Origin of the sequence: Trichormus sp. NMC-1 (assembly GCF_001858025.1) — a bacterium.
Lineage (GTDB): Bacteria > Cyanobacteriota > Cyanobacteriia > Cyanobacteriales > Nostocaceae > Anabaena.
In genome coordinates, this window is record NZ_LZQD01000002.1 from 664399 (window position 1) to 680503 (window position 16105).

The 16105-nt window shown below is 37.6% G+C and carries 13 protein-coding genes; 8 read left to right on the forward strand and 5 right to left on the reverse strand.

Going from position 1 to position 16105, the window contains the following annotated elements:
• Positions 1-292: 292 nt before the first annotated feature.
• The 7 genes from A9Y75_RS09640 to A9Y75_RS09670 all read left to right on the forward strand — a co-directional run bounded on the left by A9Y75_RS09640 (position 293) and on the right by A9Y75_RS09670 (position 10567).
• Positions 293-1006 (forward strand): rubrerythrin family protein, encoded by a 714-nt coding sequence (locus A9Y75_RS09640; protein WP_071189331.1) that lies wholly within the window; start codon positions 293-295, stop codon positions 1004-1006.
• Between the two features lie 146 nt (positions 1007-1152).
• Entirely contained in the window at positions 1153-1647 is a 495-nt protein-coding gene (locus A9Y75_RS09645; protein WP_071189332.1) for a hypothetical protein, read from the forward strand.
• Positions 1648-1673: 26 nt separating this feature from the next.
• On the forward strand, positions 1674-2867 hold the full coding sequence (locus A9Y75_RS09650; protein ID WP_071189333.1) for an MFS transporter: 1194 nt from the start codon (positions 1674-1676) through the stop codon (positions 2865-2867).
• A gap of 218 nt (positions 2868-3085) precedes the next feature.
• Positions 3086-4510, forward strand: a complete 1425-nt coding sequence (locus A9Y75_RS09655; RefSeq protein WP_071189334.1) for an ATP/GTP-binding protein — start codon at positions 3086-3088, stop codon at positions 4508-4510.
• Complete coding sequence (locus A9Y75_RS09660; RefSeq protein WP_071189335.1) at positions 4494-5105, forward strand: RloB family protein; 612 nt, start codon at positions 4494-4496, stop codon at positions 5103-5105. Before A9Y75_RS09655 ends, A9Y75_RS09660 begins: the two co-directional genes overlap by 17 nt.
• A gap of 910 nt (positions 5106-6015) precedes the next feature.
• Positions 6016-8547 carry a sigma 54-interacting transcriptional regulator gene (locus A9Y75_RS09665; protein WP_071189665.1) on the forward strand — a complete coding sequence of 844 codons (2532 nt, stop codon included), beginning with the start codon at positions 6016-6018 and terminating at the stop codon, positions 8545-8547.
• 331 nt (positions 8548-8878) lie between these two features.
• Complete coding sequence (locus A9Y75_RS09670; RefSeq protein WP_071189336.1) at positions 8879-10567, forward strand: NAD-binding protein; 1689 nt, start codon at positions 8879-8881, stop codon at positions 10565-10567.
• A gap of 48 nt (positions 10568-10615) precedes the next feature.
• Here A9Y75_RS09670 and A9Y75_RS09675 read toward each other — a convergent pair whose 3' ends face one another.
• From A9Y75_RS09675 to A9Y75_RS09690, 4 genes are all read right to left on the reverse strand, one after another.
• Complete coding sequence (locus tag A9Y75_RS09675; RefSeq protein ID WP_071189337.1) at positions 10616-11131, reverse strand: hypothetical protein; 516 nt, start codon at positions 11129-11131, stop codon at positions 10616-10618.
• Positions 11132-11150: 19 nt separating this feature from the next.
• The gene (locus A9Y75_RS09680; RefSeq protein WP_177176142.1) at positions 11151-11954 is read right to left on the reverse strand and encodes a hypothetical protein; all 804 of its coding nucleotides are present in this window, start codon (positions 11952-11954) and stop codon (positions 11151-11153) included.
• Entirely contained in the window at positions 11920-12696 is a 777-nt protein-coding gene (locus A9Y75_RS09685; protein ID WP_071189339.1) for a TIGR04255 family protein, read from the reverse strand. The genes A9Y75_RS09680 and A9Y75_RS09685 overlap by 35 nt, the downstream gene beginning before the upstream one ends.
• A 165-nt stretch (positions 12697-12861) precedes the next feature.
• Complete coding sequence (locus A9Y75_RS09690) at positions 12862-13830, reverse strand: ROK family protein (RefSeq protein ID WP_071189340.1); 969 nt, start codon at positions 13828-13830, stop codon at positions 12862-12864.
• Positions 13831-14239: 409 nt separating this feature from the next.
• On the opposite strand from A9Y75_RS09690, the gene A9Y75_RS09695 reads away from it, so the two are divergent.
• A complete protein-coding gene (locus tag A9Y75_RS09695) occupies positions 14240-15136 on the forward strand; it encodes an alpha/beta hydrolase (RefSeq protein ID WP_071189341.1) in 897 nt (298 codons plus the stop codon).
• Positions 15137-15266: 130 nt separating this feature from the next.
• On the opposite strand, the gene A9Y75_RS09700 is transcribed toward A9Y75_RS09695, so the two are convergent.
• The gene (locus tag A9Y75_RS09700) at positions 15267-15800 is read right to left on the reverse strand and encodes a DUF4330 domain-containing protein (protein ID WP_071189342.1); all 534 of its coding nucleotides are present in this window, start codon (positions 15798-15800) and stop codon (positions 15267-15269) included.
• Positions 15801-16105: the final 305 nt, after the last annotated feature.

Sequence of the window (16105 nt, forward strand, 5' to 3'; positions counted from 1 at the left end):
AAAGACAGCATAAAATCGATAAACTAACAATCGTTTTCGGTTTTATAATCGTCTAGAGCAGCTAAGAAAACAGGTAATTAAAGATGAGCGGAAATAGGTTGGATCAAACCTGTTTAAACACAGCCTATTGCAGGTACATTTAGCCCAAAATTTAGTAGGGGCGTATTGCAATACGCCCCTACTGTATTTTAGCAATACGCCCCTACTGTATTTTAGATATCGGCTCATCTAACCTATTTTGAAAGTCTGTTTTTACCATTAAATATCACTTCGCAGGCACACACAACTGATTATGGATTTGTCAAACTTTACTACACTTCAAAACTTAGAATCTGCTTTCGGTGGTGAATCGATGGCAAATCGCAAATACCTGTTTTTTGCTAATGTAGCGCGTCAACTGGGTTTTTCAGACTTAGCAAAACTTTTTAAGGAAACAGCAGATCAAGAAACTGAACACGCTTTTGCACATTTTGAGTTATTACATCCAGAACTAGTTGTTAAAGATGCAGCAGCTTTAACTGATGAACAAAAACGGGAAATTATCTCTCGTTGTTTGTCTTTAGCAATTGAAGGTGAAACCTATGAATACACTACAATGTATCCTGAATTTGCTGCTGCTGCTCAACAAGACAGAGATAACCCCGCAGCAGAAGAATTTCTCAAACAAGCTCAAGAATCTAGCGATCACGCTAACACATTTCGCTCCGCAGCACACCGTTTTGGGTTGCTAAAATTCATTGAAAATTACCATGCAGATCGCTACTCTGAAGCATTGGAAGTATTAAATGGAGGACAAGCTGTAACTAGAGTAGCAGGTGAAGATCCCGCAACTCAGAAATGGATTTGTAGACAATGCAGTATGATTTATGATCCTGTTGCGGGTGATCCTGATTCGGGAATTGCACCTGGTACACCTTTTGCCGCAATTCCTGATGATTGGAGTTGTCCTATTTGCGGTGCTACTAAAAAGACTTTTAAACCTCTTGAGGAAAAAGTTGCTGCTTAAGACAACACGAATAGAGTTTCTCGGTTCAATTTATGTAAATTATAGGTAATCTAGCCTTTATCCCTCTTCCCTGATAAGGTATAAAATATGGAAGGGGGATTTTTTATATTTTTAACTAACTGAATTTAATTTCTGGAGAAATAAATATGCTGCCAAAAATCAGAAAAATTTACCGACTTGAAGAATACTCTCAATCAGATATATTCTATCATTCTTTAGCTCCCATCGTGGGGATAATCTTATCTGTTTTTGGTGGCTGGATAATGCTTTGTTTTTGGTTTTTAACAGGTGCATTTATTAGTATTTTCTTTTTAGATATTGATAATTGTCATGAGGTACTAACTTGCAATTTCAATTCAGCACTTGGTAAAATCACCTTGGGACAAAAAAATATATTTTCTCAGGGAGTAATTGAACTAGCACTTAATGAAATTGAAACAGTACTAATTAACTCACGCAGTTCTTCCTTTACTACTAAAGCTAGGTTTGGTAAAAAAATCCAAATTGATAATCAGTTATATTGGATTGTTGTTGTTTTGCATTCTGGTGAACATCGTCGCTTGACTTATTATGAAACTACTATGTTTAAGAGTAAACAAAACATGATTGATTATATTTTATTTCTGAAAGAGAATATATAACATTAATTATCTAGAGGTGCATCATTATGAATTCATCAGAACAACAAGCTCAATTTGATAACCGTAAACCCGTTTATCAAGAATTTAATTTTCAGATTATTTGTGCAGTGATTCTGATTGCTGTGATTGGAGTTTCTAGCGTTACTCCTGCATTTCCTTATTTAGCTAAATCTTTAAATATCAACCCCAAAAATTTGGGATTGTTAATTACACTATTTACACTACCTGCGTTGATTTTAGGGCCTGTAATTGGAGTAGTAGCTGATAAATGGGGCAGAAAAAAAATTATTATCCCTTCTCTATTTTTATTCGGGATTGCTGGTACAGCTTGTGCTTTTGCTCGTGATTTTAATTTATTGTTATTTTTCCGTTTGTTGCAAGGAATTGGTGCTGCTTCTTTATTGTCTTTAAGTATTACTTTAATTGGTGATTTATATACAGGAGATAAACGTGCTGCGGCTATGGGTTATGCTTCTAGTTTCAGCAGTGTGGGTACGGCAAGTTATCCGTTAATTGGTGGTGCATTAGCAACGCTGGGGTGGTATTATCCTTTTATGTTATCTGCGGTAGCTATTCCTGTAGGGTTGCTGGTGTTGTTTGCTTTAAAAAATCCAGAACCAAAAGGCGATCGCAATCTTCAGGAATATTTGAGTAATGCGGGAACAATCATTAAAAATCGGCGATTATTTGGTTTATTTATTGTCAGTGCGTCTAATTTTGTGCTGCTTTATGGTGCTTATGTCACATATTTACCACAATTAATGAATGATACTTTCAAAGCACCACCTTCTACCATTGGCTTAATACTTTCAAGTGTGTCTGTAGCAATTACAGTTACATCTTCTCAATTAGGGAAATTAGCGAGAAGATATCAACCGACAACTTTAATTAAGGCATCCTATATTTTATATGCTTTATCAATGTTAATTGTTCCTTTTGTCTCAAGTATTTGGTTATTGTTAATCCCGACAACAATATTGGGTATTGCTTTAGGAATTGGTTTTCCCAGCATTCAAACTTTGTTAGCGGAGTTAGCACCCAGAGAATATTTGGCAACGGTTGTATCAGTGAATGGGACATTTTTTGGTTTAGGGCAAACTTTGGGGCCGTTGTTAATGGGTATTGCGTTTGGGTTTGGGGGAATCAATAGCGTATTTTTCACAGCGGTGGGGTTGACGATTTTGATATTTTTCGTATTTAGGTATTTGACTTGTGAGTGAGGAGGTTAGGTGAAAGTTGCTAGGGTTAAAAATTCAGCAGATGTGTATTGGTTTCTATTGATACTTGCAAATTTTCTCGTCCGCTGGTGATATTCCACACCAAAAAAGATTGCTTTATGACTACTTAAGAGAAAAAATCTCCATAAATCAGATTTTATGACATGATTTAAATAAATTGCAGTAGTTTTATATGAAGGTCTTTAGTAGGTGGAACAGCAATGCTAGTTCAGTTAACTATAGAAAACTTCCTATCTTTCAGGGAGGAGACAATATTTAGTCTAGTGGGGGTAAGCAGTGACCAGCGTCATGCAGACCATTTTGCTGTAGACGCAGCAGGTAAAGGGCGTTCACTATTGCCTATCTCTGCTATATATGGTGCAAATGCAGCAGGTAAGTCTAATCTAATCAAGGCAATTAATTTTGCAAAAGATTTGATTGTAGAAGGAACACGTAGTGGGCAAATTATTCCAATTTCTCCATTTAAACTAGGTGATAGCCATAAAAAACCTAGTAAGTTTGAATTTATCTTTACCTATCAAGACAATCTTTATTCTTATGGATTTAAACTGAATTCTACTCAGATTCTTGAAGAGTGGCTTTATGTCACTCCTGCTGGTAAGAAAAGAGAAGTAACATATTTTGAGCGTATTACCTCTGAAAACAAAGAGACAAAAATAGATTTTGGAGCATCTCTTAAAGGCAGAAGTAACAAAAATAAGCAATTTTTAGAGTTTGTTGAACAGGGAACTCGTCATAATCAGCTTTTTTTGACAGAAGCTGTGGATCGTAATGTCCAGTTAGTAAATCCAGTATTTGACTGGTTCAAAAAAGCTCTCACTATTATATCAGCAGAATCTACACATCAAGGTTTAGAGCTTAGAATGCTGAATAGTAAGGAATTCACTGATTTTTTAAGCAATTTTTTGAAATTTGCTGGTACAGGAATTGATTCGATAGGAACAACAGAGGTTGAACTGGATTTTGACCGTTATCTTCCAGACATACCAGAAAAACATAGAGAGGAAATAATTCAAAATCTTTCTGAATCCGGTGAAAATTCAGCTGTCATGATTGAAAATTCACTAGGTAAGCGTTACCTTCTTATAAAAAACGATCAAAATCAGTTAAATTTAATTCAGATCAGAACTCAACATCGTCATGAAAGTGGTCATCTTGTTGACTTTACAATTGAGGAGGAATCTGAGGGTACACAGCGCTTGATTAATCTCATTCCTGCTCTTTTTCTTTTGAAGGAAAACTCTGAAAAAGTCATTTTTCTAGATGAGTTAGATCGTCGTTTACATCCCTTGCTATCACGTCAATTTGTAGAAGGTGCATTAAAATGCAAGAGTCAAAACAATATGAGCCAACTAATTTTCACAACTCATGACACTAACTTACTTGACTTAGAACTTTTGCGTCGAGATGAAATTTGGTTTGTTGAGAAAAATAAACAAGGTGTATCACATATCTATTCGCTAGCAGAATTTAAAATTCGACCTGATTTGGAAATTGAAAAAGGTTATTTAAACGGTCGATTTGGAGCCATTCCATTTTTTGGCGATATTCGTAGTTTAGGATGGCTTGATTGTGAGGATGATGTAACTAAAAAAAATAATATTGATAATGGCAAAAATCAGTAGAACTAAATTAATTGATCGCGCTTATAATATACGAGATCCAAAACTTTTTGTAATCGCTACTGAAGGTAAAGAAACTGAAAAGCAATATTTTAGTATGTTTTATGATTCCCGCATAAAGATAGAAGTATTATCCACAGGAGAGGATAATAGATCCGCCCCTGAATACGTACTAGAGCGATTAGAAGAATTTGTAAATAAATATGATTTAGATGAAGATGATAGTCTGTGGCTGATGTTAGATGTTGACCGTTGGGGGGCAAAAAAATTAAGTGCTATTTGCCGTCAAGCTAGACAGAAAAGATATCATGTAGCAATTAGTAATCCCTGTTTTGAAAGCTGGTTATATTTACACTTTGATGATTTAAGTCTTGATGATAAACCATGCAGAATTCTTGAAGATAAGTTACGTGCAAAGCTAGGAAGTTACAATAAGAGTAATCTTGACTTAAGTTTATATAAAGAACACATTGAAGAAGCTATACAACGTGCTAGGGATTTAGATACAAACTATCGACATAATTGGCCTCATACACCAGGAACGCGAGTTTATAAACTCGTTGAGATACTTCTTGAAGCAATACAAGATTTTAGTTAATCATTAATTTAATTAGAGTTGTAAGAATTATTTTTTCAAAAATACCCCCCAAAAAAAGAGAGTGGGAGGAGGCATTATCAAGCGCCATTCTCTCCCACTCTACTATTTGCTGCTGAAGCGATTCAGGAATATACACATAACGCTAATCGTTTCTTAGGGGGGTAATCTACAGGTTAACGATAACGCCTCTACTCAGTGAGTATTCCTATTGCAGCAAACACTAATTCTATTTATTTATCGGACAACCTTAACAAGAATCATTTGCTAATTTGTTTAACCTTTTAACAACTGCCTTGCTTTCGTTTGTCTAATACAATGTAACTTGGTTCATCATCAGGTGGTTGCCAAATTGGCATTTTATTTTAGTTTTTAGATTGTTCATTTTTAACACTTTACAACATATAACTCTGTTAATACGACAGAAAATTACTAGATAAATTTCTGCCAAAATGTCCGGATTATTGAAAAAACACTGTTAGCAAATTAAAAAGGGGTCACACCCCTCATCTTTATCCAGACTTGATTTCAGTGGGTTTTAAGACACTTTATCTATTTAGCTAAAACGGATTTTAAAGCAACTTAACCATGTACAACAAAGGTTTTAGCTATGAGGGGTGAAACCCTTCATTAATTAACAACCCGTTTTCTAAAAGTCGTAATTATCGAATTTAAATGGTTAACCCAATTCTCCTGGGGGCAAAATCAGCAACGGTGGGATGAAAAAATTCATGAGTTGTGATACCTAGCCACATAGGCAACGCAAAGGTGATATAGTCGGCTCCAGTTGGTAAAGATGCAGCTTTTAGGGGGCGACAACAACTGCACTATTGATGTACAACATCTGAACAAAGTTATTTTGTCAGGAATTTCAGCGATAATTTTGGTTATACGCCTGCACGGAGAACTCATGCTGACATCTCCAGAAATTGTTACATGGCTACAAGAACGTACAACTCTAGGCATTCTCTCATCTGAAGTATTGAATGCGATGCCTGCGGCTATAGAAGAAACCGTTATTCCCGCTGGAAAAAACCTTGTTACTGAAGGAACATCCCCACAAGCCCTCTATATTCTCGTCAATGGTCAAATAGAAAGCGATGATGTCTGTGGGTTCCTTCCTGGTGCAGTCATTCACCTCCAAGAAATACTCCTAGATGAATTAACCCCATTCACAATTACCACCCTCACAGAATGTCATCTCTGGGTTATCCCCCGCGCCAAATTTCAGGATTTAGTTAGTCAATACCCAGAAATTAGCCAAGCTTTGTCTCGTCTATTAGCTCAAGAATTGGCTCAATTAGCATCTGCGTTAACCTACGAACAAGAGCGTTCTATAGCTTTGCGACCTTATTTAGTCACCAAAGCCCAACGGGGAATTGTGGGTACAAGTCGGTATGCTGTCAAGTTACGAGAGCAAATTCGCAAAGCGACTAATGACCAGAAATCTGTAGTTATTTTTGGGGAACCTGGTTTAGACAAAGATAATATCGCCGCTCTAATTCACTATAGTTCGCCTCAACGACGACAACCGATTATTAAAATTAATTGTGGACTTCTTCAACATAGCGGTGCAGATTTATTTGGTCGTGCTGGTGGTAAACCAGGACTGTTGGAATGGTTGGGAGAAGGTACTCTCATTCTCAACAACATCCAAGAATTACCCACAGAATTATTACCGAGTTTGATACAGCTACTCAAAACAGGGACATATTCACCTACCACTCGTCCTGAAGATCCACCGGCTCAATCTCGCACCAGTAAAGCCCGGATTCTCATGGTATCAGAAAAAACTTTACCAACTGTTGAGCGCTGTGTTGGACATAGTATAAAAGTTCCACCGTTACGGGTTAGAAAAGCTGATATTAAAGTGCAGGTGGAATATTACACTGGTCTTTATGTTCGTTCCAGAGGTTTAGCTAAACCACGGATGACTCCAGAAGCTTTACGCAGCCTTCAATCCTATGATTTTCCCGGAAACCTCAAAGAACTCAAAAATCTTGTGGAACGGGCAATAGTGCAAGCTGGAACAGCCAGAGAATTAACAACAGAACTGTTTTGGGCTACCCAAGGGAAGCAACAGCAATTTCGGGTAAATTTATTAAATGCCTATCCAGGGTTGCGGCGATTTCTGCGAAGTCCTTGGTGGCCGGAACGTATCAACTATGGTTTCACGGTGATAGCCTTTCCTTTGATTGTGGCTGTGTTGTTCATGGGACCGCAAACACGCGATCGCAATTTTGCTTTAAATATGTTTTGGGCTTGGTGGTGGCCTTTGTCGCTGTTGATATTTCCCTTTTTAGGGCGGGTGTGGTGTTCTGTTTGTCCATTTATGATTTATGGAGAAATCACTCAAAAGCTATCTTTGCTATTATTTCCGCGCACACTCCAACGCTGGCCGAGAGAAAAAGCTGAAAAGTGGGGCGGCTGGTTTTTATTTGGTTTATTTACCCTCATTTTCCTCTGGGAAGAACTTTGGCATTTAGAAAATACAGCTTATCTTTCGGCTTGGTTACTATTATTAATTACTGCTGGTGCAATGATTTGTTCTGCCATTTTTGAGCGGCGGTTTTGGTGTCGCTATCTCTGTCCTATTGGCGGGATGAATGGTTTATTTGCTAAACTTTCTATGACCGAACTTCGCGCTGAACAAGGTATCTGTTCTGCCAGTTGCACAACTTATCAATGTTATAAAGGCGGAGTCCAGAAAGGCGAAGGTTTAGAAACTAACGGCTGTCCTATATATTCCCACCCAGCCCAGTTAGAAGAAAACCGCGATTGTGTTCTGTGCATGACTTGTTTAAAAGCTTGTCCTCATCGTTCTGTAGCCTTCAATTTGCGTCCTCCTGGTATTGAATTGTGGACAACTCATACCCCCCGTAGCTATGAAGTGGCATTATTATTTTTACTCTTGGGTGGAGTATATTTGCATCGTTTACCAGAATTGCAAACTTTGTTAGGCTTAGAACTAGATTTAAACCTGTTTTTGCCGCATTTGGGTTTATCGCTGTTGGCGTTAATTATTCCTGTGGCTGTTCCTTTTGGGGCATATAAATTAATGCAAATTTTTTACTGGCTGGGAAAATCCAAAATTCAAACATCTTTTAAACCTAGACCTTTTATCGCACTTGTTTATGGTTATTTACCTTTGATATTGGGGGGAAATTTGGCGCATTATTTACGTTTGGGTTTAAATGAAGGAGGGCGAATTTTACCTGTGACTTTTGCGACTTTTGGTTTAAATGGTGAACAGTTGCCAATATTGGTAGCACATCCAGCAGTGATTGCATTTTTACAAGGTTCTACTCTTGTGTTTTCTGTGCTGTTAACGATGGTTTTAACACAAAGAATTGCTCGACAACCCTTACGGATGCTGCTTTGGCAACACTTGGGATCTGTTGTTTTAGGTAGCAGTATGTGGATGTTGATTGTGTTTGTCAATTAAATTTAATTACTTCAGTAGGTTGGGTTGACGCAAGGAAACCCAACATTATCAAACCTGATTATCAAAACTTTTGTTGGGTTGCGCTGTCGCTTAACCCAACCTACATTTCTACATTTTAAATTGTGTCCGGGTCAATATTTAACTCTCTCAATTTTGCCTGTTTTATCTATGTAGCCCCATTTATCACCAATTTGAATCCTTGCTAAATCTTAAAGTGCCATCTCATTTGAACTTATCGTATTTTCAGCTACAGTAATCCCTCTCCTAAGTGAGCAACAATGGAAATAAAGAACTGATATGCAGCCTTTCCTGTAAATAATGCGGCTGTTTCATGAAACCTCGAATAATTGTTTGTGGCTTAGGACGTACTGGATATAAAATCTTTCGTTTGCTGAGACAACAGGGTGCTTTAGTCGTTGGTATTCATCGCAAACCCATACCTGGCGAAGCTTCGGGAGATGTAATTATTGGCGATTTACACGCAGCTTCAACCCTGAAAGCAGCAGGAATTGAGCAAGCACATACTTTAGTAATTGCCGGTTCTGATGATGCGCTAAATTTGTCAATCATGATGCAAGCGCGGGTACTGAATTCTCATATTCGGATTATTAACCGCTTTTATAATACGAATTTAGGTGAACGTCTAGATCAAACTATAGTAGACCATTTAAGTATGAGTGTTGTCGGGTTGGCAGCACCAGTATTTACTTTTGCTGCTTTAGGAAATCAAGCAATAGGACAAATTAAATTATTTGATCAAACTTGGCCAATTCAGGAAGAATATCTTGATGAGGATCATGTTTGGATAGGTCAGAAAATAAGTGATTTATGGGAAGATAAGACGCGGATGCTAATTTATTATCTACCTGTAGTCGGGAAGATGAATTTAGTATCGGCGGTGTTGTCTGAACAAAGATTAAAAGTGGGCGATCGCTTAATTATTGGCATTCAACCTCGCGTCAATCAATCACGTAAATCATTTGCAAGAAAACTACTAAAAATATTTACAAGTATCCGCCAGTTTCAGAAACACGCCCAATCTGTAATAGTCATGGCAATGGTGCTAGTAGGCATTATTTTAATGGCTACATTTACCTATGTTTCTACTAAATTAAATATCTCTTTTGTTGATGCTTTATATTTTGCTGTGGGCATGATTACAGGTGCAGGTGGTAATGATAAAGTAGTAGAACAAGCACCCAACAGTATTAAATTATTTACAGTTTTTATGATGCTGGCAGGGGCAGCAGTTTTTGGTATTTGGTATGCTATGCTCACCGATTTTGTTTTAGGTACTCGCCTCAAACAATTTTGGGATGTTGCTAGAATTCCCCAACGTAGTCATTATATTGTTTGTGGTTTGAGTGGAATTGGTATTAGAATTATCCAGCAACTCCACGCTAGTGGACACGAAGTAGTAGTAATTGAAACAGATCCTAATAATAGATTTGTTAATACTGCTAGGGGAATGAGTATTCCTGTAATTATTGCTGATGCTAGTTTTCGGACAACTTTGCAAACTAGTAATATAGATACAGCCGCCGCAGTTCTTGCTGTTACTAATAACGATGCGACTAATTTAGAAATTGCTCTTAAAGCTAAATGTTTAAAACCCAAAATTCCTGTAATTGTTAATTACGCTGATCCTGATTTTGCGGGTATGGCACAACAGGTTTTTGACTTTGAAGCTGTATTGAGTCCGGCGGAATTAGCAGCCCCTGCTTTTGCTGCTGCTGCCCTTGGGGGTAGGATTATTGGGAATGGGATTATTGCCGATAGTTTGTGGGTAGCTTTTGCCACTTTAATTACACCTTTACATCCTTTTTGTGGTCAATGGGTGAAAGATGTAGCCAGGTCTGCTGATTTTGTACCTTTGTATATAGAGACAAATCATCAAACTTTAAACGGTTGGGATTTATTAGAAACTAACCTCAGTGCTGGAGATATTTTGTATATGACTATTCCGGCAAATCGGTTATATCAATTATGGCGCGAGGAACAGCAGCCGATAATAGGTTGATGATAAGGGCTGGCTGTCTGGACTACCCTACAAGAGTTTTAGAACTGCTTAGTTTTGGTTTTCACACTTGCAGTTTGGGCTGTTAGGTACTAGAGCTTTACATCCTAAAGTTTCTAAATGATTTAAAACTTCCATTGTATTTTTCTTTTTAGAACGCTTTGCTTCTCTATTTTTTGACATAATATTTTCACATAATTTGCAAGCAGTATTTGTGTCAATAGAAGTATTAAAATGTAGCTTTTGGGAATGTAAACAATTTCCTTCTATAACTAATTCAAAATTTATTCCAACTTCTTGTAGTTCTTCTTGGGTTATCCAGATAAAATCAAAATTTTGATCTTTTGGAGTTCTATTCGCGCTTATAGCAACTATCGTGGCATAAAAATCTTGATCTGACTTAACTAGGTAAAGACTATTAATACCATCGTCAAATATATCTATAGCAGCTTTTTGAGCGCGTTCCTGTTGACTATTACAATCTTCTGGATGCCAATGTGTGAGCTTATTTATTTTTCTAATGTATGCAGGAGTTTGTACACCAAATTCTTCAAGAGTTGGAAGCATTTTTTAAAGTTCTCAACTCCTACATATCTTCCATCGCTTCTTTGGCATATTCCTTTACATATTCATCATGCTCAGAATCTGACAAAAAATATTCTAATTGACTTTTGATAGATTGAACATCTATCTCATCTTCCATGATTAACAAAGCATCTATAATGGCAGTTTTCACTGAGCGTCTGTTGCTATCTGGAATCAATTTAACGATTGCATCAAATCTTTTTTGAGCAGGAATATTCGAGCTACAAGCAATACTTGTAATTAGAATTTCCCATTTTTCTTCTAAAACTAATAAATCCTTATTGTCAGTGCTAGGTTTTGATAGATGATTAAGAGTAGAAAGAATTACATTTCCACATTTTGCTAACAGCATAACTGTAGCATCAAAACCTTCACGAATTTTTCTGGAAGTACCCCAATCTAATACTTCCAATACTGTATTAGTAGAGGTGATGTATTTTGCAACATTTTGAGCAAGTGCTTTTCTGTTATTTGGATGCTCTTGGAAATAATCTTTGATTAGGATTGAACCAATTAATTCACCACGAGAGGCAGTAACTGGGGTTTTATTAACATAATTATTTTTACCTAAGATATTGTAACTTCCTGTTGAAAATATAACCCCCTCAATAGCTGTATTAATTGCTTTTCTACTAGACTGAAACTTGACTTTATTGACTTTTTTTATTCTGTTTACAGAAGATTTGGAAAATCGCAATTCGTCAATATTATTTTGACTTTTACTTTTCTTATAAGATTGTAAATTTTCAAGTTCAGAAAAACTAGTACACTTAGTAGTCATAACGCCCCCATAATTTTTGAGCATCTTCTTGTGTTAGTTCCAAAAAAGCTTTTACTATGTAATCATGGGCAGATGTGAACCAGTTTGTTATTGGAATATTAGCATTATCAATTGTCGCAATTAGTTGAAAACCTAAAAAATCTTCTGAAGTTACTTCTTCCTCATTATCAACATCACTTGAGATTTTAGATAACTGCTCCACTTTAACAGATAATGCTCCAGATTGATTAGGCAATAAGAAACTAATTTGGAAATCGAATGAATCTGGAATTTTTATAAAACCATTCCATTCTGTTGTTATAAAATTAAATATTTTGGCATGATCTTTAGCATTTTTCCATCCCCAATTTTTGTCAATTCCATTGACATAAGCCAATTCATATTTTTTAATTTCTATAGACTCTTCTGCAATATTTAACCACCATTCTTCTAAATGATTCCATTGGATAAGAAAATTTTGAAATATCTCCTCAAAATGAGGATTTTCATCTTGTTGATCATACCTCCAATTGAATACAAATAGATTATCTTGAAGTTGAATTATTTTCTTTCTATCATTTGATATGAACCATACTCTGCGTAGAGGAGGTGTATTATTTTCATAGTCTTCTAATTCAATGGGTATGTTATCTTGTTGCAATGGAAACTCTGATCGAATTGACTCCCAATAAAGTCCTAAATGAACAGAAGAAAAACCAGGAGCAACAAATTCTACAGAAAAAACAATTTCATCTAGAGGGGGCTGTGTAAATCTTACTGAAGCCATTAGTCTGTGTGATGATTATATTAATCATGAGACAATATACAATAATATTAGCATTCATATAGATAGCAAAGTCATACCAAATTGAGGGATTATTGGATGGGCTAAGGATAATTAGTTATACAGATATGAATCTGGATATTTGTCCATTATCCTTTGTCCTTCAATTCACCGCGCAATATCCAAACCCAAAGCCACAGCCCCCCATAACGGCGCATCATCACCCAACAACGCCCGCACAACTTCAAAATTAACTTCTGGTAATGCGGTTTCCTGCGCTACCTTGCGTACTGTTGCCCAAAAACTATCCCCGGCTTTGGTGACACCACCACCTAAAACAAAGCGTTGGGGATTCATCAAGTTGGCTACATTCCCAATACCTACACCTAAAGCCCAAGCCGCTTTGTACAAAACTTCTTGAGCCAATTCATCACCATGAGCAGCAGCTGTACTGATGACTTGTCCGGTGAGCAAGTTTAAATCATTGCTTACTAAATATCTAAGTATTTCTCCTCTTGTGCTGGGTGAGAAATCCTGGGTTTCTTTGTCCAAAAGTTCCCGCGCATTTTGTACCATGTAGGGACCAGAGGCTAAACGTTCTACACATCCCCGTTTCCCGCATAAACATACTGGCCCGGTGGGGTCCACAACCATGTGTCCAATTTCCCCAGCCATACCACCAGCACCCTGCCAAGGTTTACCGTTGAGTATCCAACCACCACCCACGCCTGTACTGATGGTGATATAAAACAAACTATCATATCCCCGACCAGCACCAAAGCGATGTTCGCCAATAGCAGCCACGTTCGCATCGTTGTCTACACTGGTAGGAGCATTGTAATCTTCTTCTAGCAACTCTTTAAGGGGAATATTTTCCCAGCCTGGGACATGATGAGAAAGTCTGACCATTCCTGTGGCTGCGTCTACTGGACCACCAAAGCTGACACCGATAGCATCGGGTTTATTTTTATCTAGCACAGAATCAATGAGCGATCGCATAATTTCTATATCACTCAAAGCATCTGCGTTTGCTGGTGAGAGACGATTTTCATAACGCAACCACTCTCTAGAACCAGCTTTCACCGTCGCTGCTGCTAGTTTAGTTCCGCCAAAATCAAGAGCTAATATTAATGTCATAATCGATTATTGGTTATTGGTTATTGGTGATAGGAAAGCAGTTTTGGCTCATTACCTTTTTCCCTATTACCAATTACTCAATTATCACGCCAATAGACAGTTGCCGTCGTGCATAATGTGACCCTTTCCCATAAATTTGGCTGCATTCTTGACAGCATATCTATTTATTACATCGAATCCCCAGTAAAAAGTCAGAGGCAACTCATAGTTAAGTCGGAGTACAATAAATAGAGCTTTTTGAAAATTTACTGCACCAGCTTGACAAAATTCATCGAGAGGGTTAATGCAGTCAAGCTACTGTTCAAGGAACTGGTTTTGTCAAGAAAAGTTCTAAACTGAATAAATAAGCAATCTAGAGCTATTTCTGTGCTACAAATGCTCATTAGTGACAAAAAAACCAAAAATACGTATGTTGCAACCACTGGGATTTGAGCAACGCTCTATTAATACCTCCCTAGGTAATATGGTATATTATACTGCTAGTGGATTACCTTGGCAGAATGAAAATGAAAAAACTGACAGGGAAACTTTGGTATTTCTACATGGCTTTGGTGGTGGATCTTCTGCTTACGAATGGTCGAAGGTGTATCCGGCTTTTGCGGCTGAATATCGGGTGATTGCACCAGATTTAATCGGTTGGGGTAGGTCTAATCATCCGCAACGCAGTTACAAAATTGAGGATTATTTAACGACGATTCGAGAGTTTATTGAACAGACTTGTACAAGTCCAGTAACAGCGATCGCATCTTCTTTGACCGCAGGGTTTATAATTCAAGTCGCAAACACTCATCCTGATCTATTTAAGTCGTTGATTTTGGTCACACCCTCTGGACTTTCGGACTTTGGTCAAGACTACTCTCGCAGCTTTTTTGCCCAATTGGTCAGCGTTCCCCTGGTTGACCGCTTGCTGTATAGTACTGGAATTGCTACGGATGCAGGTATTCGCAGCTTTTTAGAGCAAAGACAATTTGCCCAGAGTAATCGAGTTTATCAAGAGATTGTGGAAGCTTATTTACAATCTGCACTACAACCGAATGCTGAGTATGCAGCACTATCTTTTGTGCGTGGAGACTTGTGCTTTGATTTGTCTCTTTATATTCAACAGCTAACAACTCCCACCGCTATTATTTGGGGACAGAAGTCACAATTTACTGGACCAGAAATTGGTCGCCGCTTTGCGGAAATGAATCCCCAATTTATTCGTTTTTTCCAACCTTTAGAAAATGTGGGATTAACACCCCAATTAGAATTACCAGCCGTGACAATTGGATTAATTCGCCGATATTTAACTTTGCTAAATAGGTGATTGGGTGATTGGAGACTGGGGAGCAGGCTTGCCGTGAGCGTAGCCGAACGGGAGCAGGGAGCAGGGAGCAGGGACGCAGGAGAATAAATATCAATAATTTCCCAATTACCAATCACCAATTACCAAAATGTTATTTATCTTTTAAGCGGAGATCAATAACAGAAGCGTTGAAATTATAGTTAAAACCTTCTAATTCAAAAGGCATACCGATTTTCACTTTATTTTTACCTAAAACTGGACCGCTGTCGGTAAGTTCAGCTGGGCCTTCTAAAGTCAAAAGAAAATCTCTACTAAAATTATTTGATCTTGGGTCTGGTAATTCTTTCACAGAACCATCAGGTTGGGGAACAGTAATTGTTCTGGGTAGTTCTTGAATGGATTTTATCCCAATTTCACCATAGGGTTGATTGCGAATAATTACACTTGTTTTACCACCTTTGCTAAATCCTTGTTTAAATAACTGCTCAGGGTCGCGAACATTTAAACCACGAACAACTAAATCTACCTCCATAGGTACTGTTTTTTTACCAAGTTGAGCCACAGAACCGTAAGTTCCGGGAAAGATAAAGATGCCAAATATAACCAGCAAAATTACCAGCCCAGCACCTAAATCGAGTAAGTTGATTTTTCCGAATAAGCGACCTTTGGAATCTAAAATAAGCATAACAAGTTTTGTCAATGATTGTAAGAGCAAGGTTTTGGAGGAAAGTGGCAATGTTCTGTATTTGCTAATAAATTAAAGCGGCTTGGTGTTGCGGTCATGGGACAGTCTATCATGTACTGGGACAGTTCCCAGCAATGGCAGCCGCAAGCCAACTCAGTTGTAGTTGAGAATTTCTGATTTTTAATCATAGCTCAGACTTTGAGGGTTTTTCGTCTGGTAATCTTGGAGTTGATATAGTTGTTGAGATTAAGGGTATTGAGTGGAGAATGCAACTTCAGCAGCTATAAATACGTCCCCTATTTTAA

Coding starts and splice junctions, on each gene's coding strand:
- A9Y75_RS09640 (WP_071189331.1), top strand. CDS start 293: ATGGATTTGTCAAACTTTACTACACTTCAAAACTTAGAATCTGCTTTC.
- A9Y75_RS09645 (WP_071189332.1), top strand. CDS start 1,153: ATGCTGCCAAAAATCAGAAAAATTTACCGACTTGAAGAATACTCTCAA.
- A9Y75_RS09650 (WP_071189333.1), top strand. CDS start 1,674: ATGAATTCATCAGAACAACAAGCTCAATTTGATAACCGTAAACCCGTT.
- A9Y75_RS09655 (WP_071189334.1), top strand. CDS start 3,086: ATGCTAGTTCAGTTAACTATAGAAAACTTCCTATCTTTCAGGGAGGAG.
- A9Y75_RS09660 (WP_071189335.1), top strand. CDS start 4,494: ATGGCAAAAATCAGTAGAACTAAATTAATTGATCGCGCTTATAATATA.
- A9Y75_RS09670 (WP_071189336.1), top strand. CDS start 8,879: ATGAAACCTCGAATAATTGTTTGTGGCTTAGGACGTACTGGATATAAA.
- A9Y75_RS09675 (WP_071189337.1), bottom strand. CDS start 11,131: ATGCTTCCAACTCTTGAAGAATTTGGTGTACAAACTCCTGCATACATT.
- A9Y75_RS09680 (WP_177176142.1), bottom strand. CDS start 11,954: ATGCTCAAAAATTATGGGGGCGTTATGACTACTAAGTGTACTAGTTTT.
- A9Y75_RS09685 (WP_071189339.1), bottom strand. CDS start 12,696: ATGGCTTCAGTAAGATTTACACAGCCCCCTCTAGATGAAATTGTTTTT.
- A9Y75_RS09690 (WP_071189340.1), bottom strand. CDS start 13,830: ATGACATTAATATTAGCTCTTGATTTTGGCGGAACTAAACTAGCAGCA.
- A9Y75_RS09695 (WP_071189341.1), top strand. CDS start 14,240: ATGTTGCAACCACTGGGATTTGAGCAACGCTCTATTAATACCTCCCTA.
- A9Y75_RS09700 (WP_071189342.1), bottom strand. CDS start 15,800: ATGCTTATTTTAGATTCCAAAGGTCGCTTATTCGGAAAAATCAACTTA.